At 66.3% G+C, this 20,787-nt stretch carries 19 protein-coding genes; 8 read left to right on the forward strand and 11 right to left on the reverse strand.

What is annotated here, in order from left to right:
• Positions 1-7: 7 nt before the first annotated feature.
• Positions 8-1,051 (reverse strand): potassium channel family protein, encoded by a 1,044-nt coding sequence (locus G7Y85_RS03945; RefSeq protein ID WP_206675486.1) that lies wholly within the window; start codon positions 1,049-1,051, stop codon positions 8-10.
• Between the two features lie 276 nt (positions 1,052-1,327).
• Between G7Y85_RS03945 and dbpA the strand changes: the two genes are divergently transcribed.
• From dbpA to G7Y85_RS03960, 3 genes are all read left to right on the forward strand, one after another.
• Positions 1,328-2,704 (forward strand): ATP-dependent RNA helicase DbpA, encoded by a 1,377-nt coding sequence (dbpA, locus tag G7Y85_RS03950; RefSeq protein WP_166252129.1) that lies wholly within the window; start codon positions 1,328-1,330, stop codon positions 2,702-2,704.
• A 22-nt stretch (positions 2,705-2,726) separates the two neighbouring features.
• Positions 2,727-3,284 carry a DUF3228 family protein gene (locus tag G7Y85_RS03955; RefSeq protein WP_166252132.1) on the forward strand — a complete coding sequence of 186 codons (558 nt, stop codon included), beginning with the start codon at positions 2,727-2,729 and terminating at the stop codon, positions 3,282-3,284.
• Positions 3,285-3,555: 271 nt separating this feature from the next.
• Positions 3,556-4,920: a DUF5131 family protein gene (locus G7Y85_RS03960; protein WP_166252135.1), complete on the forward strand. Its 1,365-nt coding sequence runs from the start codon at positions 3,556-3,558 to the stop codon at positions 4,918-4,920.
• 26 nt (positions 4,921-4,946) lie between these two features.
• Here G7Y85_RS03960 and G7Y85_RS03965 read toward each other — a convergent pair whose 3' ends face one another.
• Both G7Y85_RS03965 and G7Y85_RS03970 read right to left on the reverse strand, forming a co-directional pair.
• Positions 4,947-5,909, reverse strand: a complete 963-nt coding sequence (locus G7Y85_RS03965) for a quinone oxidoreductase family protein (protein ID WP_166252138.1) — start codon at positions 5,907-5,909, stop codon at positions 4,947-4,949.
• A gap of 80 nt (positions 5,910-5,989) precedes the next feature.
• On the reverse strand, positions 5,990-7,177 hold the full coding sequence (locus G7Y85_RS03970) for a lipid-transfer protein (RefSeq protein WP_166252141.1): 1,188 nt from the start codon (positions 7,175-7,177) through the stop codon (positions 5,990-5,992).
• Between the two features lie 301 nt (positions 7,178-7,478).
• Between G7Y85_RS03970 and G7Y85_RS03975 the strand changes: the two genes are divergently transcribed.
• The gene (locus tag G7Y85_RS03975) at positions 7,479-8,909 is read left to right on the forward strand and encodes an NAD-dependent succinate-semialdehyde dehydrogenase (protein WP_166252144.1); all 1,431 of its coding nucleotides are present in this window, start codon (positions 7,479-7,481) and stop codon (positions 8,907-8,909) included.
• Positions 8,910-8,921: 12 nt separating this feature from the next.
• Here G7Y85_RS03975 and G7Y85_RS20590 read toward each other — a convergent pair whose 3' ends face one another.
• Positions 8,922-10,142, reverse strand: a complete 1,221-nt coding sequence (locus G7Y85_RS20590; protein ID WP_206675487.1) for a cytochrome P450 — start codon at positions 10,140-10,142, stop codon at positions 8,922-8,924.
• A 43-nt stretch (positions 10,143-10,185) separates the two neighbouring features.
• Positions 10,186-10,509: a 2Fe-2S iron-sulfur cluster-binding protein gene (locus tag G7Y85_RS03985; RefSeq protein ID WP_166253299.1), complete on the reverse strand. Its 324-nt coding sequence runs from the start codon at positions 10,507-10,509 to the stop codon at positions 10,186-10,188.
• A 173-nt stretch (positions 10,510-10,682) separates the two neighbouring features.
• Here G7Y85_RS03985 and G7Y85_RS03990 point away from each other — a divergent pair, with 173 nt between their 5' ends.
• Positions 10,683-11,396 carry a TetR/AcrR family transcriptional regulator gene (locus G7Y85_RS03990; RefSeq protein ID WP_166252147.1) on the forward strand — a complete coding sequence of 238 codons (714 nt, stop codon included), beginning with the start codon at positions 10,683-10,685 and terminating at the stop codon, positions 11,394-11,396.
• 91 nt (positions 11,397-11,487) lie between these two features.
• Here G7Y85_RS03990 and acuI read toward each other — a convergent pair whose 3' ends face one another.
• Entirely contained in the window at positions 11,488-12,471 is a 984-nt protein-coding gene (gene acuI, locus G7Y85_RS03995) for an acrylyl-CoA reductase (NADPH) (RefSeq protein WP_166252150.1), read from the reverse strand.
• Between the two features lie 313 nt (positions 12,472-12,784).
• On the opposite strand from acuI, the gene G7Y85_RS04000 reads away from it, so the two are divergent.
• On the forward strand, positions 12,785-13,561 hold the full coding sequence (locus tag G7Y85_RS04000; protein ID WP_206675488.1) for a TetR/AcrR family transcriptional regulator: 777 nt from the start codon (positions 12,785-12,787) through the stop codon (positions 13,559-13,561).
• A 383-nt stretch (positions 13,562-13,944) separates the two neighbouring features.
• Complete coding sequence (locus tag G7Y85_RS04005; protein WP_166252156.1) at positions 13,945-14,757, forward strand: enoyl-CoA hydratase/isomerase family protein; 813 nt, start codon at positions 13,945-13,947, stop codon at positions 14,755-14,757.
• Positions 14,758-14,784: 27 nt separating this feature from the next.
• Here the strand turns inward: G7Y85_RS04005 and cofD are convergent, their stop codons facing one another.
• On the reverse strand, positions 14,785-15,750 hold the full coding sequence (cofD, locus tag G7Y85_RS04010) for a 2-phospho-L-lactate transferase (protein WP_206675489.1): 966 nt from the start codon (positions 15,748-15,750) through the stop codon (positions 14,785-14,787).
• 226 nt (positions 15,751-15,976) lie between these two features.
• On the opposite strand from cofD, the gene G7Y85_RS04015 reads away from it, so the two are divergent.
• Positions 15,977-16,858 (forward strand): helix-turn-helix transcriptional regulator, encoded by an 882-nt coding sequence (locus G7Y85_RS04015; protein WP_166252159.1) that lies wholly within the window; start codon positions 15,977-15,979, stop codon positions 16,856-16,858.
• Positions 16,859-16,873: 15 nt separating this feature from the next.
• On the opposite strand, the gene G7Y85_RS04020 is transcribed toward G7Y85_RS04015, so the two are convergent.
• The 4 genes from G7Y85_RS04020 to G7Y85_RS04035 are packed head-to-tail and all read right to left on the reverse strand — an operon-like array spanning position 16,874 to position 20,330.
• Complete coding sequence (locus tag G7Y85_RS04020) at positions 16,874-17,299, reverse strand: PaaI family thioesterase (RefSeq protein WP_166252164.1); 426 nt, start codon at positions 17,297-17,299, stop codon at positions 16,874-16,876.
• A 7-nt stretch (positions 17,300-17,306) separates the two neighbouring features.
• Positions 17,307-18,086, reverse strand: coding sequence for an SDR family NAD(P)-dependent oxidoreductase (locus G7Y85_RS04025; RefSeq protein WP_166252167.1), 780 nt, complete (start codon positions 18,084-18,086; stop codon positions 17,307-17,309).
• A 20-nt stretch (positions 18,087-18,106) separates the two neighbouring features.
• Positions 18,107-19,153 (reverse strand): DUF7064 domain-containing protein, encoded by a 1,047-nt coding sequence (locus tag G7Y85_RS04030; protein ID WP_166252170.1) that lies wholly within the window; start codon positions 19,151-19,153, stop codon positions 18,107-18,109.
• 31 nt (positions 19,154-19,184) lie between these two features.
• Positions 19,185-20,330, reverse strand: coding sequence for a sulfotransferase family protein (locus G7Y85_RS04035; RefSeq protein WP_206675490.1), 1,146 nt, complete (start codon positions 20,328-20,330; stop codon positions 19,185-19,187).
• Positions 20,331-20,787: the final 457 nt, after the last annotated feature.

Here is a 20,787-nt window from a genome sequence, read left to right on the forward strand (position 1 = left end):
TGCGGTCCTAGGACAGATCGGCGGCTTGCGCGAAGGCGTCGAGCGCGCGTACACGGCCGCTGCGACCGATCACCACCACACCGTCGCCGGCGCCGATCACGGCGTCGGACGGCGGGCGTGTGAGGCTGCTGCCGTCGCGGCGATTGAGCGCGACGATCAGGAAGGCGCCTCCGGCGCGGCGCTCGATCTCGGCGATCGACAGGCCCACGAACGGGCTGCCTTCGGCGGCGGCGGTGACTTCCAGTTCCAGGCCGAGGCCGTGCAGATCCTGCTCGAAACCCTTGCGCTGCTCGGAGCCGCGGACCAGCGTCGTCGAGTTCCGGAACAGGATCATTTCGGCGATGCGTTCGGCGCCGATATGTGCCGGCAACACCACCTCGTTGGCGCCCGCATGCAGCAGCTTGCCTTCCGTGGTCGGCAGTTCGCCGCGGGCGATGATGCGCAGATTCTTGTTGAGGCTGCGCGCACTGAGCGTGATGAAGACATTGGCCGCGTCGTCCGGCAGCACGGTCGCGAGAATCGCGGCGCGGTCGATGCCGGCGCTTTTCAGCACGGCTTCGTCGGTGGCCTCGCCCTGCACCCAGAGGTAACCGAGATCACGCGCCTCGGCGACGCGCGGTTCGCTGCGCTCGATGATCACGAAGCGAGTTTTGCCGGCCTTCAGTTCGCGCGTCAGCATGTTGCCGATGCGACCGAAACCGCAGACGATGACGTGGGCCTGCAGCTGATCGATTTCGCTTTTCATGCGTTTGATCCCGAGTACCTGCTGAATCTGGCTCAAGGTGAAGAACTGCACCAGCGCGCCGGTGAGATAGATCACCCCGGTGCAACCGAGCACGATCAGCGCGACCGTGACGGCGCGCAGTTCCGGCGTATCGATCGGCCGCACTTCCTCGTAGCCGACCGTGAAGATCGTCACCACGACCATGTACAGCGCGTCGCCGAAGCTCCAGCCGAGCAGCATGTACGCCAGCACGGCGATCGGCGCGAGCACGGCCAGAAACAGCAGGCCATTGACCAGATTGCGCGACGGCGAATGCGAGAGGGACATGGGCGGCAGTGCGATTTTCGGCATTAGCTAGCGCGATGCATGCCATTTGCTGCGCTGCGACGTCGCAAGCCGATTCCTCGGATGCGACGGCCTCCTTCGATTTCGGCCATCGGTGCCGGTCCGCACGCATGGACTGAAGAGAGGCGGGTTGCCGAACGGGATGCGTCGTCCGTGTACCCGCTAAGCTGTCGCCCCTGAAACCTCCAGTCCTCGGCCCGCGCCCGCAGCGCGACACCACCAGCAGGTATCCGCGTGCAAGATCCGGCGTCCCAGAGCGTGTCCCGCCAGCCATTCAGCAGCCTGTCGCTGAATCCCGCGCTGCTGCAGGCGATCGACGTGCTCGGCTTCAAGCAGATGACCCCCATCCAGGCGGCGACCCTGCCGCCGATGCTCGAAGGGCACGATGTCATCGGCCAGGGACCGACCGGCAGCGGCAAGACCGCGGCCTACGGCCTGGGCCTGCTGTCGCGCATCGATCCAGCGCTGAGCAGGACGCAGGCGATGGTGCTGTGCCCGACGCGCGAGCTGGCGGATCAGGTCGCGCGGGAAATTCGTGCGCTCGCGCGCTTCATGCCCAATATCAAGCTCAGCATTCTCAGCGGCGGCATCGCCAAGCGGCCGCAGCTGGCGTCGCTGGAGCATGATCCGCATATCGTCGTCGGCATGGCCGGGCGCGTGCTCGAACATCTGGACGACGGCATGCTCAAGCTGGCCGATCTGAAGGTTCTGGTGCTGGACGAGGCCGATCGCATGCTTGGCGCCGACTTCGAAGCCGAGAGCCGCGCGATCGTCGAGCACGCACCGAAAGCGCGGCAGACGCTGTTCTTCTCGGCGACCTTCCCGGATGCCGTGCGCGGGCTCAGCCGCCAGCTGCAGAAGAAGCCCAAAGAGATCGTCGTGGCCGGTGACAGTGGCGCGCAGGTCACGCAGACCTTTTTCGAGGTCGCACCGGAACGGCGTATCGATGCGCTCGCGCATCTGCTCAGCCGGCATCGTCCCGAGTCGGCGCTGGTGTTCTGCTTCACCCGCAATGACGCCAGGGACGTCGAGGCACAGCTCAAGAAGCGTGGCTTCGAAGTGCTGGGTTTGCATGGCGACATCGAACAGCGCGAGCGCGACGAAGTGCTGGTGCGATTCGCCAACGGCAGCGCGCGGGTACTGGTCGCGACCGACGTCGCGGCGCGCGGCCTCGACATCAAGGATCTGGCTGCCGTCATCAGTTACGAACTGCCGGAAGATCCGGACCAGCATGTGCATCGTGTCGGTCGCACCGGCCGCGCCGGCAAGAGCGGCATCGCGCTGCATCTGTACACGCCGCGCGAACACGAGCGCGTGCGCGACATCGAAGATCATCTGCAGATCCGCGCCGACATCGAAAAACTGCCGGCGACGCTGCTGCCGGATCGGCCGATGCCGGCCAATGTCGTCACGCTCTGCGTCGACGGCGGCCGCCGCGACAAGCTGCGCCCGGGCGATCTGCTCGGCGCGCTGACCAACGAGGTCGGTGTCGTCAAGGAGGCGGTCGGCAAGATCACCAGCTTCGACACACGCACCTACTTCGCGATCGAGAAGAAGCTCGCCGAACGCGTGCTCAAGCGGCTGCGCGAAGCGAAGATCAAGGGCCGGAAATTCCGCGTCCGGCCGATCGACTGACGGCACCGGGTTCTGCTCTGCCATGACCATCGTTCTCACGCCCTTCGCGCGCGCCCGCCTGTTTCCGAAAGACCGCCGCAGAAACGCGATCCAGGACGCGACACCGGAAAGCTTCGAGCGCCATCTGAACGAGCACGCGCCGCTCAAGGTGCTCGACGGCTATGCGCCGTTCTGCAAGCTGCACGTACATCGCAACTGGACCTCGACGCGCTGCCTGACGGTGCCGATCACGGCCGGCAACCGCCATCTGCTGCGCTCGACATACGAGGCGCGCAACAAGCGCGAGTTGCCGGTGCTGGTGCGCTGGTTCGAGGGCGTGGAAGCGCCGCTTGCCGCTTACCTGCTGGTGATCGTCTACAGCCGCGAGCAGATGGAGAAGGAAGGCACGGCGATCGACGCCGACTGGGGTATCGTCGGCTGTCTGTATACCGCCGAGCCCGAGGAAATCCCGATGGCCCCGATCACCATGATGCGCAATGCGCTCGGAGTCGAAGAGGGCGGTTCCGGCGTGCCCCTCGATCACGACGCCTATCGCCGCAGTGTCGCGTTCTGGGATCACAACGCGAACTGGCGGCCCTGAGGCCGGCGCGGACCGGCGATAGCGGACCGCTCGCGCGTCTGGGTCGGGGCAGCGGCATCGGTCAGACGGCGGTCCCGGTCGGTTCGGCGGCCGCTTCCGCTGCAGGACAGGGCGAAGCCGCGTTCATTGGCCGGGCCTGCCGTTGGTCGCCCCGCATCAACCGGGTGGGGAATTTCCCGATCCGGCGCCGTTAGGAAATTCATACTTTCCGCACCAAAACGGCCCACACGACCTCTACACTATGATCACCAGGGGGAAGCACCACGCCAGCATGAGCAGCGATTCGACCTTCCAGTTCATCGATCTCGATGCCGAGCAGCATCGCGCCGAGCTGCTGTTCGATGTGCTGGGGCACGAAAAGCCCTGGTATCCGGTGATGGGTTGCCGGCCGGTCTCGTCGGGTTGCGATCATTGCGTCGGCCTGCAACTGCACAATGACTGGCTGCGCCGCAACGGCCGTCCGACCGTGGCGACGCTGCAGCCGCCGACCCTGCAGCAGGCCGAGATCGGCCGCGTGCGCGCGTTTGCCCGCGAGGACCACGTCATCGTCGCGCCCGGCTCGGACCTGTTCGATCCGGCGATCAGCGACGAGCAGCTCGACTACATCATCCTGACGATCGCATCGCGTCCGGATGTGCTGTTCTACTGGTTCACCAAACACGCCGAACGCCAGCGCGACTACCTGCTCGCCCTGTCCACCTATCCGAACACGCCGGGCACCCGGCCACGGCCCAAGTGGCCGCTCGCCAACGTGCGCATCGGCATCTCGGTCGAGGACAACGAAACCTACCGTGCCCGTGCGCCGTACCTGTTCGAGACACCGGCGATGTTCCGCATCGTCCGCTTCGAGCCGGTGCTGGGGCCGATCGACGTCGAGAAGATCGAGCTCTGGTCCGGCGACATTCTCTGGCCGCTGCGCGGCATCGTGCAGGCCTACGGCGGCACGCAGCAGAACGGCGAGCGCTTCTGGCTGCCGCTCGACGAACCGCTGACGCACACACCCAAGCCCGATCTCATCATCATCGGCGGCGAACGCGGCGAGAAGGCCCGGCCGCCGCATCCGATGTGGATCCGCAACATCGAGAAGGCCGCGCGCACCTGGGCCGTTCCGGTGTTCTTCCGCGGCTGGGGCAGCTGCCGGCCGGTGGTGCGGCCCGATCTCGAGAACGATCCGACTCTGGTCATCGTCTCGATCGACGGCTATCACCGCGGCAAGGGTCTGGGCGGCGCGACCAACTTTCTCGCTACGCAGTCCGGTCTCGGCGGCGATGTCTACTTCACGCGTCCGTCGTCCGAAGCCGATCCGTCGCTGTTCTATTACCCCGTCGTCAAGCTGGATGCGCGGCCGGAGTGGTTCGCGCCGAGCCAGAAGCAGCGCATCACCGACATCTCGCCGGCGGCGCGCGATCTGGCCAAGCTGCACGCGCGCGAGCGCTACCGGCTGATGCAGGAATCGCGCATGCAGACGGAGGAAACGGTCGCGGTCACGCCGCCGAAGATCGCCATGGGCGCACGCCTGCGCGGCATCCTGAATACCCCGATCAGCGAACTGCCGGTGCGCGAGATCCTCAACACGCCCATCGGCGAGTTGTCGGGCCGGAACCGTCCGCCGAAGTCGGGCGCCAGCAACGACTGATCGCGGTGCGGCGACGGCCCGAGGCGCTACGGGCGCAGGACGATGCGTTTGCCGTCCGCTGCCATCCGCCAGGCCGATTCGACGTCCCGTAACGGCACGCCGATCGCGTCGATTGTCAGGCGCGCCGGTCCGACGGCACGCAGCAGCTTGCCGACGATGCCGACCAGCGCCGCATGCGACACGCTGCCGAGGCCGCTGCCCGTCAATTCCAGACCTGAACTGCGCAGCGTGCCGGCAGCGATCGGCAACGAGGCGCCCGCCAGCGAGCCGATGTTGACGAAGCGGACACGCGGCTGCGCCCGGCTGCCGCCGTGGCCGGCGGCGGCATCGATGATGCAGGCGGCCGGCTGGCCCCAGAGATAGTCGAGCACGACCTCGACGCCCGCGCCGTGCAGCCGCTCGCGAAACGCCGCGACCAGCCGTTCGCCGGGCTGATCGAGGCAGATGAAATCGTCGGCGCCCAGTGCACGAAGCTCGCTCTCGACCTGCGGCTTGCGCGCCGTGGCAATCACGCGCGACGCGCCGAGATGGCGGGCGATCTGGATGGCCAGCCGGCCCGAGCTGCCGGCGGCGCCGTTGACCAGCACGGATTCGCCCGGCCTGAACCCGGCGCGCAACTCCAGCGCGGCCCATGACGACATGCCGGGATTGGCGATCGCCGCCGCCGTGACATCGTCGATGTCATCCGGCAGCGCGACGCATTGCCCGGCGGCGACCGCGCTGCATTCCGCCATGGCACCGATCGGCGCGCGCGGGAACGCGAAGTAGACACGGCTGCCATCGGCGAGTCGCCCGACGCCATCGGCGCCCGGCACCATCGGCAGGGTCTTGCCGCTGCTGTAGTGCTTGCCGGATGCCTGCGCGCGTACCAGCTGGCTGATCGCCGCGCCAGCGACGCGCACCAGCACTTCGCCGTCCCGTGCCTGCGGCGCCTCGATCTCGCCGCAAGTCGGCGCATGTTCGAAATCGCGGACGATCGCGGCTTTCATGGCCGCAACCCTTGAACCGAGCGGTATCGATGGCTCTTGCCGCTCATGTCATCCTCGCAGCCCCGACCTGTCGCAAAGCGTCACTGCTGATTGCGATAGACGGTCACCACGCAGGCGCCGCCAAGGCCGAGATTGTGCTGCAGCGCGACGCGCGCCCCTTCGACCTGCCGCGCACCGGCAGTGCCGCGCAACTGGTGCACGAGCTCCGTGCATTGCGCCAGGCCGGTGGCACCGAGCGGATGACCCTTGGACAGCAGACCGCCGGACGGATTGGTGACGTAACGGCCGCCATAGGTGTTGTCGCCATCGTCGACGAACTTCTCGGCGCCGCCTTCCGGGCACAGACCGAGCGCTTCGTAGGAGATCAGTTCGTTGTGTGCGAAGCAGTCGTGCAATTCGACGACGTCGACATCGTCGGCGCCGATGCCGGCCTCCTCGTAGACCTGGCGCGCCGCTTCCCTGGCCATGCCGAAGCCGACGACCTCGCGCATGTCGCGGGCGGTGAAGGTCTTCGCCGTATCGGTGGTCATCGCCTGCGCGGCGATCCATACCGCCGATTCGAGGCCGTGGCGCTTCGCGAACGCCTCGCTGCACAGCACGGCCGCGGCGGCGCCGCAGGTCGGCGGACAGGCCATCAGGCGGGTCATCACGCCGGGCCACACGGCGGGAGCGGCCATCACGTCATCGACGCTTACTTCCTTGCGAAACAAGGCCAGCGGGTTGTTGGCCGCGTGGCGGCTGGCTTTGGCGCGAATCTTCGCGAACGTCTCCAGCCTGGTCCCGTACTGCTGCATGTGGGCGAGCCCGGCACCGCCGAAGTAGCGCAGCGCGAGCGGAATCTCGCTGTTGCCGACCAGCTCGTCGGCAGCCGCGTCGAAGCGTTCGAACGGGCTCGGGCGATCGCCGAACGCCGCTTTCAATGCGCCGGGTGTCATCTGCTCGAAGCCGAGAGCCAGCACGCATTCGGCGGCCCCCGAGGCGATCGCCTGGCGCGCCAGAAACAGGGCGGTCGAGCCGGTCGAACAGTTGTTGTTGACGTTGACGACCGGGATGCCGGTCATGCCGACCTCATAGAGCGCGCGCTGGCCGGCGGTCGAATCGCCGTAGACGTAGCCGACATAGGCCTGCTGGATGCGTTCGTAACCGATGCCGGCATCGGCGAGTGCGGCCTGCGTGGCGGCGGCGGCCATGACCGGATACGGATCGCTGGCGCCCGGCTTGGCGAACGGGATCATGCCGACACCGGAAACGAGAACTTTTCGACTCATGGCGAAGCTTCCTTGCTGGGCTGGGGGATCGGCCGGCGATGTTGTCGGTCGCGGCCGGCTGACTTGACGCTGCCGGCCATTATAGTCGCGTGCCATCGCCGGCCAATCCGCGCCAGTAATCGTCAGCGTTGATTAACATGACCGCCGCCTCTAGGATGCCCGCCAGACGTGCGGCAATGCCTTGAATTCGCGCGATGCGTCGCCTAGCGTGACGATCCGGTCGGCCGCATTCAGCTGCGATGACAGTCAACAATGTTTGCATGGACCGACGGCAAAGCGGTTCGAGCGAGGAGATTCACGAATGAGCGATTTGATGCGCGAGGCCTGCCTGATCGACGGCCGCTGGGTGACCGGCGAACAGTGGATCACGGTCGACAATCCGGCGAGCGGCGAGCCCATCGGCCGCGTGCCGCGTTGCACTGGCGCGCAGACCGCGCAGGCGATCGAGGCGGCGGCGCGCGCCATGGTGCCGTGGGCGAAGCGCACCGCCAAGGAACGCGCGCAGGTCCTGCGGCGCTACTACGAGCTGATCATCGCCAATCAGGAGGCGCTGGCCGCGCTGCTGACGCGCGAGCAAGGCAAACCGCTGGCCGAAGCGCGCAGCGAGATCGTCTATGCCGCCGGCTTCATCGAGTGGTTCGCCGAGGAGGCGAAGCGCGTCTATGGCGACGTGCTGCCGAGCCACGCGGCCGACAAGCGCATCGTCGTGCTCAAGCAGCCGATCGGCGTGGTCGCCGCGATCACGCCGTGGAATTTTCCGGCGGCGATGATCACGCGCAAGATCGGCCCGGCGCTGGCCGCCGGTTGCGGCGTGGTGCTCAAGCCGGCGTCGCAGACACCGTTCTCGGCGCTCGCGCTCGGCGTGCTGGCGCAGGAAGCCGGCTTGCCGGACGGTCTGCTCAATGTCGTCACCGGCAGCGCCGCCGAGATCGGCGACGTGCTGACCTCCAGCGAGACCGTGCGCAAGCTGTCGTTCACCGGTTCGACCGAGGTGGGCGCGCGGCTCTACGCGCAGTGCGCTCCGTCGATCAAGAAACTCAGTCTCGAACTCGGCGGCAATGCGCCGTTCATCGTCTTCGACGACGCCGATCTCGACGCCGCCGTGGTCGGCGCCATCCAGTCCAAGTTCCGCAACGCCGGCCAGACCTGCGTATGTGCGAACCGCATCTATGCGCAGGCCGGCATTCATGACGCCTTTGTCGAAAGGCTGGCGGCCGCGACCGCGAAGCTGCACGTTGCAGCGGGCACTGAAGCGGGTTCCGAAATCGGGCCGCTGATCGACGAAAAGGCCGTTGCCAAGGTTCGCGAACACATCGCCGATGCGCTGTCGCAGGGTGCGCGCGTGGTCACCGGCGGTCAGGCTCACGCCCTGGGCGGCCGCTTCTTCACGCCGACCGTGCTGGCAGGCGTCACGCAGTCCATGGCGATCGCGCGCGAAGAAACCTTCGGCCCGGTCGCGCCGGTGTTTCGCTTCGACAGCGAAGATGAAGTGATCGCGATGGCCAACGACACGCCGTTCGGGCTCGCGTCGTATTTCTACGCGCGCGATCTGGGCCGCGTCTGGCGGGTTGCCGAAGGCATCGAAGCGGGTATCGTCGGCGTCAACACCGGCCTGATCTCGACCGAGCTGGCGCCGTTCGGCGGCGTGAAACTGTCCGGCCTCGGACGCGAAGGATCACGCTACGGCATCGACGACTACGTCGAGCTCAAGTACGTCTGCCTGGGCGTCTGAAGCGCCGCGCGCTCACCAGCACAGCGGCAGGGCCTTGGGGCCGACCACGCCACCCGGGTAGTACTCGATGCGGCAGCCATCCTGCAACCGGAAATCGGGGATGCGGCGCAGGAATTCGCCGATGCAGACGCGCATCTCGAGTCTCGCGAGGTGCGCGCCCATGCAGCTGTGCACGCCGCCGGCGAACGCCAGCATCGGCTTGCGCGGACGATCGAAGTCGATCGTCTGCGGATGCTCGAATGCGGCAGGGTCGTAGTTGGCGGCCGGCAGGATGCACGTCAGCTTGTCGCCCTTCTTCATCTGCACGCCGTGCAGCTCGTGGTCCTGCGTCAGCAGGCGGCCGGCAAAGGTCACCGAGAACACGCGCAGCAGTTCTTCAGTCGCCGCCGCGAGATGGTCCGGGCGATCGATGATTTCCTGCCGCCGCCGCGGATTCTCGGCCAGCCACAGAAACACGTTGTTGAGGGTCGCGAACACCGTGTCGAGACCGCCGATGAACAGGAAGAACACGAAGCCGAAGACTTCCTTGTCGCTCAGCGGCTCGCCGTCCGGTCGGGTGTGCACGATGGTGCTGATCACGCCATCGTCCGGATGGCGCGTCTTGTCGGCGATGACGTCTTTCAGATAGGCCGCGATCGAGCGCATCGAATTGCCGGCGACCTCGCGGCTCTGCGAATGCAGGAGGCCGACGGCCCAGTCGACGAAAGTGTCGCGCATGTCCTGCGGCAGGCCCATCAGGCCCAGAAACACGGACACCGGCAACGGCCGTCCGAAATCGCGGGTGAACTCGCATTCGCGCCGGTCGATGAAGGCATCGATCAGTTCGTTGGCGAGCGCGCGAATCGACGCTTCGAGTTTTGCGATCGCCTTCGGTGAGAACAGCGGATCGACGATGCCGCGATATCTGCGATGCTGCGGCGGGTCGATTTCCAGCGGGATGAAATCGAACCAGTCATCGGGGCTGCGCGGAAAGCCGACCGAGCCGCGTGTCGTGAAGATTTCGGGGTGGCGCAGCACGAAGTAGGCGTCGTCGTAGCCGGTCAGCATCCAGGCGTTGCCGATGTTGTCGCTGGTATTGAAGAACACCGGCGGCTGTGTGTGCTGCAGTGACGCCATGAACGCGTGTGGCGCGGCGAGAAACTCCGGGCCCTCGGTCAGGCCGATGGCGCGCACGAGTTCCGGCGGAACATGCGCCGGAATTTCGGTCTTGATCGGTGGCGGTGTCACGCTCACGTCGATGCCCTCCGGAACGGCGGATGAAGTCGCCGTGCGCGTATCAGAACTGGGTCGCCGGCAGGCGCACGACAAGACCGTCCAGTCCCGGTTCGACCGGGATCTGGCAGCTCAGCCGGCTGCCCGGGCGGCGTTCGGCGGCGACGCTTTCCAGCATCTCCTTCTCGGTGTCGGACGGCGGCGTCAGGCGTTCGATCCAGGCGTCGTCCACATAGCAATGACAGGTCGCGCAGGCGAGACCGCCGCCGCACTCGCCGATGATGCCGCGCACCATGTTGCTGATCGCCCCGTCCATCAGCGAGATGCCGTCGTTCACCTCGACCTGATGCTGTTTGCCGTTGTGCTCGATATAGGTGACCGCCGCCATTGCCATCTTCCTCGTCTGCTGGATCAAGTTGAGAACCATGTTCTCGCCATGATACTAGGAAGATGGCAGCTGATATGTCAATTGAAAATAACTACTTATGAGATCGTTCTGGTTGACAGCGCTGCTGCAAGTTGCGGTAATGGGAAACAATGTTCCCGGATCATGAGAAACCGATGCGATCCGCTCGCCGTTCTGTCCCGGACACGCCCGCTGCGGGCACGGTCGGGCATCCGTCATGCTGGGAAGCGCGCTCCGCGAACCGGGTCGTCGAGCTGGGCCGTGACCAGATACTCGAACGCAGCCGCCGGATCGTCGACGCCGCCTATGAGCTGCTGGAATCCGCAGGCCTGGAAGGGCTGACCATTCGCGCGGTGCTGAACCGGACCGGACTGGCGCGGCGCGCGTTCTACGAACGTTTCGCCGGCAAGGACGATCTGCTGCTGGCGGTTTTCGAGCAGACCCTGAGCATGGCGAGCCGGCATTTCGCCGAACAGGTGGAGCACCTCGACGATCCGATGGAGCGTCTGCACCGCATCGTCACCTCGATCGTGCTTGGCAACGGCACGCTGGCGGCGGGTGCGGGTGGTCGTCGCGGTGCGGCCATGAGCCGCGAGCATTTGCGGCTGGCGGAAGCGCGCCCGGACGATCTGCAGCATGCAATCGGCCCCTTGCTCGAGTTGCTGGTGCAGCAGCTGTCGGCCGGCATGCAGGCGGGCGTGGTACGGCAGGCCGAGCCGCAGCGACTCGCGGCACTGGTCTACAACCTGGTGTCGACGACCGTGCACACCGAGCTGCTCGCGCAGGAGAGTGGCCAGTCCGATCAGGCGCACCGCGCGCAACTCGCGGCCGACATCTGGGAATTCTGCCGCCGCGCGATAGCCGCCTGAGCGGCGAGCACGGAGCCGTGGCGCTTCGCAACGAAAAAAGGCGGAGCCGCCAGGCGGCCCCGCCGTCATCATCGGTTCGCCGATGCGCCGATCAGGCGTTCACATCGACCACGACGCGGCCACGGATCTTGCCGGACACGATGTCGGCGCCGGCAGCGGCGGCTTCGCCGAGGCTGACGACCTTGCTGATCGCTTCCAGCTTGGATGCATCGAGGTCGCGGGCGAGGCGCTTCCACGCCGCTTCGCGCACCGCCAGCGGCGCCATCACGCTGTCGATGCCGAGCAGCGACACGCCGCGCAGGATGAACGGCGCCACCGAGGCCGGGAAGTCCATGCCCTGGGCGAGACCGCAGGCGGCAACATGGCCGCCGTACCGCGTCTGCGCGCAGGCGTTGGCGAGCGTGTGGCTGCCGACGCAGTCGACGACCGCGGCCCAGCGTTCCTTCTGCAGCGGCTTGCCGGGGTTCGACAGCTCGTTGCGATCGATGATCTGGCTGGCGCCGAGCGAGTTCAGATACTCGGCCTCGCCGGCCTTGCCGGACGACGCCACGACCTTGTAGCCGAGCCTGGACAACAGGGCGATCGCCACGCTGCCGACGCCGCCGGTCGCGCCCGTGACCAGAATCTCGCCGGCTTCCGGCTTCACGCCATTCCTTTCGAGCGCTTCGACGCACAGCGCGGCGGTGTAGCCGGCAGTGCCGATCGCCATGGCCTGCCTGGCGGTGAATGCGTCCGGCAGCCTGATCAGCCATTCGGCCTTGACGCGGGCCTTCTGGCCCAGACCGCCCCAGTGGCCTTCGCCGACGCCCCAGCCGTTGAGGACGACGCGGTCGCCGGCCTTCCACAGATCGCTGTCGCTGGATTCGACGACGCCGGCGAAGTCGATGCCCGGCACCATCGGGAACTTGCGCACGACCGGCGATTTGCCGGTGACGGCGAGGCCATCCTTGTAGTTGATCGTCGAATACTCGATTTTCACCGTGACCGCCGCTTCGGGCAGCTGCGACTCGTCGATGTCGGTGACGGCGACCGACTGCGCGGTCTCGTTCTTGGTGATGAGCAGGGCTTTGAACATGCTTTTCCTATCGGCGCTGTATGTGCGGGTGGCGTGAGTCCGTCGATGATAACGTAATCGACCGGTCCTGATAATCAACATCGATGTTGAGTCACGGTCCGGAAGTTGTGCGTGAATACATGGAGTTCCGGGGTTCCGCCGTTGGTGCTTGCGTCCGCAGGCAAGGGCGGGGTCGTGTCGCGTCAGGAGGTCCGGCTTTCCCTGCGCGGGCGGCATGGGCCGTGCAGCCACGCAACCCGACATGAACGGCGGATGTCAGTTTCGGGAATATCGGCTAGCATCGCGAAAATTCGTACGCAAGCGGGGGTTGGCATTGAAGAAGAACACTGGCGGCAGGCCGCGGCGTCGGCGTGATCCCGACGGCACGCGGCTGGCCATACTCGAGGCGGCCGGAACCCTGCTGGCCAAGGACGGCCCGGAAGGCCTCAGTGTTTCGCAGGTCGCACAGCTGGCCAAGGTCAATCGCGGCACCGCGTACCAGCACTTCCAGACCCGCGAACAGCTGGTCGAGGCGACGACGGTCTGGGTCAGCGAGCAGTTGTGCCAGTCGGTGTTCGGCAAGACCGCCGCCGGCAAGAATGCGGACGGCAAGCTGACGCCGGAGGAGCAGGCCAAGCTGGCGGACCCGCGCGGCGGCGTCATCGAGCACATGACGCAGTTCGCGATGGCGAATCCCGAGCTCGGCCGCGCCTGGATGTTCCAGGTGCTGAGTTCGCCGCAACCGGCCAACGATCCGTTCTGGAAACTTTATCGGCATCTGTTCGAAGGGTTCGTCCAGACCGACTCGGCGCAACCGGGCATCGATGTCGACGTGCATACCGTGCTGATGATCATCGGCACCTTCCTGTGGCCGGTCTGGGCGCGTGCCCATACGCGCACCGCCAAGGAGCGCGAGCAGATGGCGGAGCGCTTCACCAACGAGATCGTGCGCCTCAGCATGTATGGCACGATGCGGCCGGAGAAGTATCCGGAACTGGCGGCGCGACTGGTCAAGGGCGCGCCGGGCAAGCCGGCCAGGACGGCGGCGAAGAAGGCGACGAAGAAGGTCGCGAAGAAGCCGGCCGCAAGAAAAGGCCGCGGCGCGAAATAGCCTGCGCCCGGTAGCGGAACACGAGCGCCCTGACCCTCGCCGGCAGGGCGCTTTTGCGTGGCGCGGCGCTCCGCAACCCGAAGCGATGTGGCGGTCTTGCCGGCACCGCTCGCCGCTCCTTTTCCTCTATCGCTTTTGCACACCGCTGTTGATGAACAACACGGCGGCGTTCGGCAATTCGTTTAAAGTAAAGGGCGGGCGCGAACGCCCCGGCGCTGCGTCGTCGGCCTGCGCAGGTTCCGCCGCCGCCGGCTCGCCCCGGATCGCGCGGTGCCGTGGCCTGGAAAGCGCGCTGCAAGCTGCTTCCCGGATGCGATGGCGACACGCCAGCGGCAGCCGAAGTGCAGCAGTCGATGCCTGAAACGAATGACGAGGAGACCAGAATGAGCGAAGAAGCCCCGCATCTGCTGACCGAGGAAGACGGCGCGATCCTGATCGTGACGCTCAATCGTCCCGACAAGCTGAATGCGATCACCGGTTCGATGATGGCGCTGTTCGAAACGGCGTTGCATCACTTCCGCGACACGCCCTCGCTGAAAGTGATGCTGATCCGCTCGACCGGGCGCTACTTCTGTTCGGGCGCCGACATGCGTGGCCCGGATCAGGGCGGGCCGGCGCGCACCGGCGTGGCGATTCGCGAAAAGCACAGACGCGGGCTGCACGGCATGCACCGCATCTATGACGAAATGGAGCACATCGAAAAGCCGATCGTCGTTGCGCATCACGCCATGTGCGTCGGTGGTGGTCTGGAGATGTCGCTGTCCTGCGATTTCCGCCTGGCGGCGAAGAGCGCGGCGTACTCGTTTCCGGAGGGCAAGTTCGGCGTGCTGCCGGCGTCCAATGGCGTCAGCCGCCTTGCGCGCATCGTCGGCACGCACTGGACGCGTTACCTGATCATGGCGAACCTGCCGGCCAGTGCCGACAGGGCCTTGATCATGGGCCTGGTCCACGAGGTATTTCCGGACGAAAGCTTTGCCGACGACGTGATGAAATTCTGCCGGCATCTTGCCGGGCAGAACGGCGAGCAGATGGGCACCGCGAAGATCGCGATCGAGCTTGCGCACGACGTCGGCCTCGCGCAGGCGCGCCAGGTCGAGCGCATGGCCAACAGCGTGTTGATGCTCAACCCGGACTATCTGGCCGGCATCGAGCGTTACGTGAAGGGCATCGGCAGCAAGGGCAAGGGCGGCGGCTGAGTTTTGCGGGCGCCGCGCGGCGCCGGCTCAGCGGTGCAGTTTCCCGATCAGTTCGATGCAGTGGTTCGCCAGCGCGAGCTTTTGCGCCACGGTCTTCATCACGGTCGGCGCCACGGCGAAGCGTGGATTGCCGGCCGCGAGCGCGGCATCGGCCTCGTCGACGATCACGACATCGACGAAATCCGCGTAGAGATCCGCGATGACACTCGCCTGCGGGTGCACGCCGAGCTCACGCATGATCTTCGCCGTCGGTCCCTTGATCGCCGCGCCGGCGACGATCGGCGACACCGCGACGACCGGCACCTTGAGCGTGCGCAGTGATTCGCGCAGCTCGGTGATCGCCAGCATCGGCGCCAGACTCAGATAGGGGTTGGACGGGCAGACGATCACGCCGGCAAGTTCGGGGCTCGCGAGCAGCGCGCGCACCGCAGGCGCCAGCCGCGCTTTCCCGGCGCCCTCGAAATCGATCGCGCGCAGCGCCGGCTCGCAGCGCAGGCGCACGAAGTAATCCTGGAACGCGAGCGTGCCCTGATCGGTGTGCACGATCGTGCGGACCGGTTGATCGCTGATCGGCAACACGCTCGCGGCGACGCCCAGCCGCCGTGCCAGCTCCGCACTCACCGCGCTGAGACTCAGACCTTGCGACAGCAACTGGCGGCGCAGCAGGTGCAGCGCGATATCGCGATCCCCGAGCGTGAACCAGCCGTCACCGCCCAGTCGTCGCAGTTCGTCGAGCACGCCGAAGCTTTCGTCGCCGCGACCCCAGCCCTGCTGTGGATGGACCACGCCGGCCAGCGTGTACAGCACCGTGTCGAGGTCGGGACAGATCGTCAGCCCCAGATGCTCGAAGTCGTCGCCGACGTTGACGGCGATCAGCAGCGAATCGGGCGGCAGCGCCTGCGCGAGGCCGGCGGCCAATTTGGCGCCGCCGACACCGCCGGACAGCGCCAGATACCGCTTCATGCCGCCTGCGCTGCCGGCGGCTTCAGCCATGTTCAGGTGCCATTGTTTCGGGTTCCGGTACAAGAAAATCGCAAATGGCGCTATCGTCCAACAGTGCTGTTCAAGAATGATGCCGGGCTCGGCGAGGCCGCAGACCGTCAGCGGGAGGAGTCTGAATGACCGCAGTCGAAACTTCCACGCCGATCGCCGCGCCGGCGAAATCGGCATCGATCACCGATCGGGCGGCAATGCGCACGTCCCGTGGCGGAGCCGCGGCATGAACGCCGAATCGGGCCGGATCACGCAGATCGACGCCGATCTGGCGATGCGCGTCGGCCGCGCGCAGCTGGTGCGCAATCGCTGGGAGGCGCCGATCGATCATCGCGGCGCCGCCGATCACCATCACCTCGAACTGTCGCTGCTGCCGCGCTCGGGCGAGCCTCAAGGCTGCTTTCCGGATTGCTGGGGGCCGCAACGCTTTGAGCCGATGGGCGAGCTGTTCCTGCTGCCCGCCGATCAGCTGTTTCATGCCCGCAGCGAATGTCGGCAGCAGGTGTCGGTGATCTGCCGCTTCGATCCGTGCGCGGTCGACGAGTGGTTCGAAGGCGAGCTGCGCTGGACCGAACGGCGCCTGCGCGGCGGCCTGGACATCACCAGCGAGCGCGTTCGCCGACTGCTGTCCGACATCGCCGACGAGCTGCGCACGCCCGGGTTCGCCAGTGCGACGATGGTGGAGTTGCTGGCGGCGCAGGCCGCGATCGAACTGTCGCGGCACCTGATCGGCGTCGAAGCCGGTCGGGTGGCCGGCGGCCTCGCCGGCTGGCAGCTGCGCCGCATCGAGCAGCGCATTGCCGATGATCCGTCGCCGCCGTCGCTGGCCGAGCTCGCAGAGCTCTGCTGCGTCTCGTCACGGCATCTGACGCGGGCGTTCCGCGTCAGCCGCGGTTGCTCGATAGGGCATTATCTGGAAACGCATCGCATCGAGCAGTCCAAATGCCTGCTGGCAGCCGGCCAGAGCGTCAAGGCGGTCGCCTACACGATGGGCTTTACGGCGCCATCCAATTTCGCCGCGGCGTTCCGCCGCGCCAGCGGCGAATCGCCGCGACAGTATCAGCAGAGAGTGCAGGGCATGCGGCCGGCCTCTGCGCTGTCGCATTGATGGCCGGACCGCGGCTCAGGGTTTCGCGGCCAATACCTTCCAGATACCGTCGGCGCTGGCGACGGTCTTGTCGCCCGCCTTGATCAGGCCGCGCACGAACATCATCTGCGAGGTCGCACGCACCAGCTCGGCCTGGCAGCTGATGAAGTCGCCGAGCCTGGGGCTGGATACCAGCTGTATCGCCAGCTGTGCGGTGACGCAGCGCGTGTGACCCAGCGCCTCCGCCGCGATCCAGCCGAGCGCGATGTCGGCAAAGGTCATCAGTGCGCCGCCGTGGACGGTCTGCTGATAGTTGACGTGTCGCTCGTCGGCAATGAAACCGACGCCACGGCCGCGGCTGGTATCGCTGGCATCGAGTATCCACAGGGGCGCGATGAAGCCGGTAAAGCCCTTGGCGTCGCGCGCTTTCCAGCCGGCCACCTGCAATGAAGTCGCATCCATCTCCGTTTTACCGTGGCTGCATGCGGATTGCACCGTCGAGCCGCACGGTCTCGCCGTTGAAATAGCCATTGCGGATCATTTCCAGCGCGAGGCTCGCGTACTCGGATGCATCGCCCAGGCGCGGCGGAAACGGCACCATTGCGCCGAGTGCTTCCAGCATCTTCGGCGTGGCGCCGGCCATCGCCGGCGTGTGGAAGATGCCCGGCTGGATGGTATTGACGCGAATGCCTTCACGCGACAGATCGCGCGCGATCGTCAATGTCATGCCGACGATCGCGGCCTTGGCGGCCGAGTAGGCGGCCTGGCCCATCTGGCCGTCGGTCGCGGCGGCCGAAGCCGTATTGACCATCACGCCGCGTTCGCCGTCCACCGGCTCCAGCGTCATCATGCCGGCGGCCGAGCGCGTCACGCAGCGGAAAGTGCCGACCGTGTTGAGCTTGAGCACCCATTCGAACTTGTCGGACGGGAATATCCTGATCTCGCCGGTCTCCTTGTCGCGTGAGGCGGTGCGGATCGCGTTGCCGCCGCCGGCGCAGCAGACCAGCACGCGCTCCTGGCCGATGGCGGCACGCGCCCTGGCGAAGGCCGCATCGACGCTTTCGTCGCTGAGCACGTCGCATTCGCAGAACACCGAGCCGGTCTCTTCGGCCGCCCTGGCGCCGCTCTCCGGGTTGCGATCGAAGATCGCGACCTTCGCGCCGGCGGCGCGCAGCGCCTTGACCGTGGCCAGGCCCAGACCCGAAGCGCCGCCGGTAACGACGGCGGCCAGCGATGCGTCAATCTTCATGTTTCGTCCTCGAAAAATTCTTAGCCGACGGTGGTCAGGCTTTCGTGGCTGGAGCGCTCCACCATGCCGTAGGCGCTTTGATCATCCCAGGTGAAGCGCGCACCACCTTGCTGCAGGTTGAGCCCGCCGATATCCGGGTTGCCGACGCGGAAGGTGGACAGCGCGGTCACGCCTTTGATGTGCGTGTGTCCGAGTTCGGATTGTAGCTCGACCGACACGTCATCGCCTTCAAAAACCAGACGGCGCAGGAACGGTGCCTTGACGATGCGCGCCGGATATAGCTTTCCGTGCTGATAGACAACAGCATCGTTGTATGAGTACTCGCTCTCGCCGTCGCGCGGCGGATAGGCCAGGCAGCCGAACGCGCGGCCGTCCGGAAACAGGGCCGACAGCCAGCAATGCCCGAAGAAGCCGTCCAGTCGACGGACGCTCTGGCGATGGATGCGGGTGCCGGTACCGCGGAATGCACGCCGGCGGCCGTCGATCTCGATCGTGCCCTGTGCGCGGAAGTGATGTTCGAAGCGATAACCCAGGCCCATGGCCTGCGCATTGGCGGCTTCCTGCGCGCTCATTTTCGAGGTGTCGGTCGGCGTTTCCTGAACCCAGGCCGGTGTCGCCATCGTCATCTCGACTTCGAGCCTGACGGCGGTGGTCACCGTGCCGGTCCTGAAACGGCCATCGAGCTGCTCGGTGACATGGCCGTCCCGCGCCGGACCGTCGAAGCACATGCTCCAGCGCCGGAACGGCTCGATGCAGCGCAGCGTCAGCGGGCCGGCGCCGATGATGCTGGGGCGGCCGTTTTCGTCGAGCGCCGACGGTGCGGCGCCGCGACCGGCGCCGCTCAGCACGCGACCGTCCGCGAACGAGAAGTTGGCCTGCAGCAGGCGCTGATCCCAGGATTGCGATTCGGCCTCGATGCCGCCGCGCGGAAAGGCGAACTCGCCGGTCTCGTCGAACAGCCAGACCGACACGCTCTCGCGCATCTCCGGATGTTCGGGCTGACCGGGCAGAACCAGGTCCTTTTCCAGCGCGAGGCCGCCACTCAGCTGCTGCGGGCTCAGGGTCATGGTGGTCTCCGGGAAGGCGGCTGCAAACGCTTCAGATGGCGACCGCGAAGCGTTCGCTGTAGAAGCCGAAGCGTTCGCGCAGGCGCGTCACGTCGAGGCCGAAATCGGCGGCGTCGTAATGATGTTCGCCGTGCCGGTCGCGAGGAGTGTCGCGACGCCAGGCTGCCATGCGCGAACGCGCCAGCGGCGTGAACTCCTCGCCGAGAAAATCATAGAGGCGGGCGAGGATCGGGAAGGGGTCTTCCTGAAATGCCGCAAACTGGACATCGAAGAAGCGGTGCTCGTGGCCGGCGTCGCGGAACGCGATGACCTTGCGCATGCCACGCTCGCACCACTCGCTGTTCAGTGCGCCGAGATAGGTCTTGTCGACGTCGTCGGACGAGGCTCTGATCAGTTCGTGGTAGAGATCGGCGACCGACGGGATCACCTTGCCGATGTCGCGATGGGTCATCCAGTAGCGGGCATCCGGAAACACTTCCTGCAGGGCGTCGATGAAGACGATGTGGCTGGGGTTCTTGAGCCGCCAGCGATACGGCGGGCAGCGCCATTGCAGCAGCTTCAGGACACGCTTCACGTACCGATAGGTGGACACCAGGTCGGCATGGTGATTGAGCCAGTCCGCGTAGCTCGGCACCTGCCACAGCGCCTGGAACAGATGCGAGCGGAAGTCGTAGGCCATGTAGGTCTGACACTCGGTCGGCATCGTCGCCGACGACGGCAGCATGGCCATCTTGCGCGGAAACATTTCCTGGCGCTTGAGCACCATGCGATGCGCGACCGCGATGCGCGGATCGCTCAGCTCGCTCGCGGTTTCCGGCGGCGGACAGGGTTTCATCGCCTCCCAGTTGCGAATCGAGCGTACGGCCGGATCTTCGGCCAGCAGGCAGGACAACGCAGTCGAGCCCGTGCGCGGCAGGCCGAGTCCGATCAGCGGTGCGACGATCTGCTGTTCGTCGATTTCCGGGTGCCGGCGATACCAGTGTTCCACCTGCAGGCGATTGACGAGCAGGTCGACGATCTGCATTTCGAAGCCGATGCGGCCGCGCTCATTGAGGCGCGCCTCGCGCTCGACCGACACGACCAGTCGTTCCAGTCCGTCCCGGAACGAATCGTCGCCGAAATCGTCCAGGGATGCGGTCGATCGCGCGCGCTGCATCAGATCGGAAACGACGGACACTGCACCATGCTCCTGTCATGCCGCTCGCCGGCTCCGGAACGGAGCGGGTTCATGAGGCTAGCGAGCGTACCGATGCCGGGCAATGCCGGTCGCGAGTCCGAACGGGCCATGCCGATGGCGTCGGGACTTCGTGTGCGCACGGGAAGACGATCGGGCGATGGCAGGAGTTCGACAGTTGGCCGGATTTTGATGCAGATTTTTCGACCGCAATCGACGCTGTCGCACTGCAGCATCCCGTACGCTGGATGCAGTTCGGAGGTGGCGCGTCCCCAGCATTCGAAGGCAAACGCCGCCGCCGAATACCGTTGATCGGCGCGAATCTGCCGTTCGCCGTCAAATCAACAACTCTGTTGACTGGTAACTCCGGGCGGGCGTAACGTTCACCCCGTTTGTCGAGGCCATGGCAGATGCAATTTGTGTCACTCGACTGACACGCCAGCGAACGCGCCGCCGAGGC

This window comes from Solimonas terrae (assembly GCF_011067135.1).
Classification (GTDB): domain Bacteria; phylum Pseudomonadota; class Gammaproteobacteria; order Nevskiales; family Nevskiaceae; genus Solimonas; species Solimonas terrae.

Excerpts from the sequence above, each read along its gene's own strand:
- acuI (WP_166252150.1), bottom strand. The coding sequence starts at position 12,471 with ATGTTCAAAGCCCTGCTCATCACCAAGAACGAGACCGCGCAGTCGGTC.
- G7Y85_RS04025 (WP_166252167.1), bottom strand. The coding sequence starts at position 18,086 with ATGAAGATTGACGCATCGCTGGCCGCCGTCGTTACCGGCGGCGCTTCG.
- G7Y85_RS03960 (WP_166252135.1), top strand. The coding sequence starts at position 3,556 with ATGAGCAGCGATTCGACCTTCCAGTTCATCGATCTCGATGCCGAGCAG.
- G7Y85_RS04015 (WP_166252159.1), top strand. The coding sequence starts at position 15,977 with ATGAACGCCGAATCGGGCCGGATCACGCAGATCGACGCCGATCTGGCG.
- G7Y85_RS03985 (WP_166253299.1), bottom strand. The coding sequence starts at position 10,509 with ATGGCGGCGGTCACCTATATCGAGCACAACGGCAAACAGCATCAGGTC.
- cofD (WP_206675489.1), bottom strand. The coding sequence starts at position 15,750 with ATGGCTGAAGCCGCCGGCAGCGCAGGCGGCATGAAGCGGTATCTGGCG.
- G7Y85_RS04020 (WP_166252164.1), bottom strand. The coding sequence starts at position 17,299 with ATGGATGCGACTTCATTGCAGGTGGCCGGCTGGAAAGCGCGCGACGCC.
- G7Y85_RS03970 (WP_166252141.1), bottom strand. The coding sequence starts at position 7,177 with ATGAGTCGAAAAGTTCTCGTTTCCGGTGTCGGCATGATCCCGTTCGCC.
- G7Y85_RS03955 (WP_166252132.1), top strand. The coding sequence starts at position 2,727 with ATGACCATCGTTCTCACGCCCTTCGCGCGCGCCCGCCTGTTTCCGAAA.
- G7Y85_RS03990 (WP_166252147.1), top strand. The coding sequence starts at position 10,683 with ATGCGATCCGCTCGCCGTTCTGTCCCGGACACGCCCGCTGCGGGCACG.
- G7Y85_RS03975 (WP_166252144.1), top strand. The coding sequence starts at position 7,479 with ATGAGCGATTTGATGCGCGAGGCCTGCCTGATCGACGGCCGCTGGGTG.
- G7Y85_RS04030 (WP_166252170.1), bottom strand. The coding sequence starts at position 19,153 with ATGACCCTGAGCCCGCAGCAGCTGAGTGGCGGCCTCGCGCTGGAAAAG.
- G7Y85_RS03965 (WP_166252138.1), bottom strand. The coding sequence starts at position 5,909 with ATGAAAGCCGCGATCGTCCGCGATTTCGAACATGCGCCGACTTGCGGC.
- G7Y85_RS03945 (WP_206675486.1), bottom strand. The coding sequence starts at position 1,051 with ATGTCCCTCTCGCATTCGCCGTCGCGCAATCTGGTCAATGGCCTGCTG.
- G7Y85_RS04005 (WP_166252156.1), top strand. The coding sequence starts at position 13,945 with ATGAGCGAAGAAGCCCCGCATCTGCTGACCGAGGAAGACGGCGCGATC.